This window comes from Micromonospora sp. NPDC051300, assembly GCF_044455315.1.
In the GTDB taxonomy this organism is placed as follows: domain Bacteria; phylum Actinomycetota; class Actinomycetes; order Mycobacteriales; family Micromonosporaceae; genus Micromonospora; species Micromonospora robiginosa.
The window spans coordinates 1-1,930 of the sequence record NZ_JBITEP010000068.1; the positions used below are offsets into that span (position 1 = coordinate 1).

The following is a 1,930-nucleotide window of genomic DNA, read 5'->3' on the forward strand; positions in this document are numbered from 1 at the left end:
CTCGCAGGCGGTGTTGCCGGTGACGTGGGTGAAGGAGACGGTGACGTAGCCGCCGCTGCTGAACAGGCCACCACCGTTCTTCCCGGCCCGGTTGTTCGACAGCGAGGACTTCTCGCCCTCCTTGCCGCCGTCCTTGCCGTGGTCGGAACCGATGATCTCGACCGTGCCGGCCTCGTCGTGCTTGCCCGACGGCACGTAGCTCTGCAGCTCGGTGGCGTCGGCGCCGTGCTTGCCGGAGAGGCCGTTGCCGTTGGCGATACCGCCACCGTTGCCGCCGGCGGTGTTGTCGTCGACCTTGGTCTCCTCGACCTTGAGGATGCCGCGGTTGAAGATGCCGCCACCGTCGCCCTGGGCGTGGTTGTTGACGACCTTGCTCTCCTCCAGCCACACGCGGCCGTAGTTGGCCACCGCGCCGCCGTTGTGCTCGGCGTTGTTGTCGGTGAGCTTGACGTTGGACAGGTGGGCGCTGCCGCCACGCTCGACCAGCAGCGCGCCGCCGTCACCCTCGCCCTGCTTCTCGTCCCCGTTCTCCGGGCCGGAGACCGCGATCGTCGTCGCGGTCGCGGCCTGCGCCGCGACCGGAGCCGCCGCGACCGGAGCCGCCGCGACCGGAGCCGCCGCGACCGGAGCCGCCGCGACCGGAGCCGCCGCGACCGGAGCCGCCTGGGCGGCGACCGCCGGCTGGGCCGGAGCAGCCGGCGCGGCCGGAGCCGGCGCGGCGGCCTGGGCCGCGGTGGCGGCCTGCGCTCCCGCGACGGCCGGCTGGGCCGGGGCGACCGGCGCGGCGGGCTGCGCCGCCGTGCCGCTCGTCGACGCGGGCGCCATCGGGCCGGGCCCGCCCGGGTACTTGAACTCGGACGCGTTGCCACCCTTGACCGTCAGGTCCTTGAGGGTGAGGTGCCCGCCGTCGGCGACGCGGAAGATCCGGAAGGTGTCCTCGGCGTCGCGCTCGATGGTGGAGCCGTTGCCCTTGATGGTGACGTCCTGCTTGATCTCCGGCAGGGCGCCGCCGACCTTGCGGTCCTTGACACCGAGTTCGTAGGTGCAGTTCTCGGCGAGCTTCAGGGTGCCGCCGTGGTCACGGTTGGCCAGCTCCAGCGCGTCGACCAGGGCGTCGTCGTCGCAGGGGATCTCGCGGGCCTTGCCGTGGTCCTCCTCGCCGCCCCACTCGCCCCGGTCCCGGCCCTCCTGGCCCCGGTCCCGGCCCTCCTGGCCCCGGTCCCGGCCCTCCTGGCCCCGGTCCTTGCCGTCCTTGGCGTACTCGTCACCGCGGTAGTCGTCCTTGCCGTGCTCGTCGCGGTAGTCGCCCTTGCCGTGCTCGTCCTCCGTGGCCTCGTCGCCGTGGTCGTCGCCGAGCTGCTGCGTGGTCGACCACTTCACGTCGGCGAGCCGGTGCGGACCGGTGACCCCGGTGGTCGCGTAGGCCACGCCGGCGAGGCTGACCGCTCCGGTCAGGCCCACGACGCCGGTCGCGAGCCAGAGCCGGCGGCGCCGGAGCGGGGAGACGGTCTCGCGGGTGGTGGTGGCGTCATCGTTATTGCGAAGGTAGTTGGACATCGGAGCTCTCTGCCCTCTCCTTGTACCTGACAAGGTCGCTTCGCCACAGCGAGGCGGCCTTCGCTACAAATCGGTTGTAGCTGCTGAACAACACCGTATGAGAACCTTCTTCACCCTGTGCTCATATACGAAAAAAACCCGCATAAGGGTGCGGGTGGGACCGGCGGTCGCAGCGGGGACGGGAGGCCCGGTCGGGGACACGGCGCGCGATCGGAGCGGGTCCCTTCCCGCCGACTCGGCAGCGGGAAGGGACCTCCGGCTCTATGTGGTGGTGCGTTAGTTGAAGCAGTCCTTGACGGTGTTGGCGCAGTTGGTGGGGTCGTTGTCGCTGATGAGGGATTCGTCGTCGAGCTTGACGCGGCCCTCGTTGTTG

At 71.2% G+C, this 1,930-nt stretch carries 1 protein-coding gene; it reads right to left on the bottom strand.

What is annotated here, in order from left to right; genetic code table 11:
- On the bottom strand, positions 1-1,557 hold a 1,557-nt coding region (locus ACIA5A_RS30865; protein WP_396768305.1), incomplete at its 3' end, for a hypothetical protein.
- Positions 1,558-1,930 lie beyond the last annotated feature (373 nt).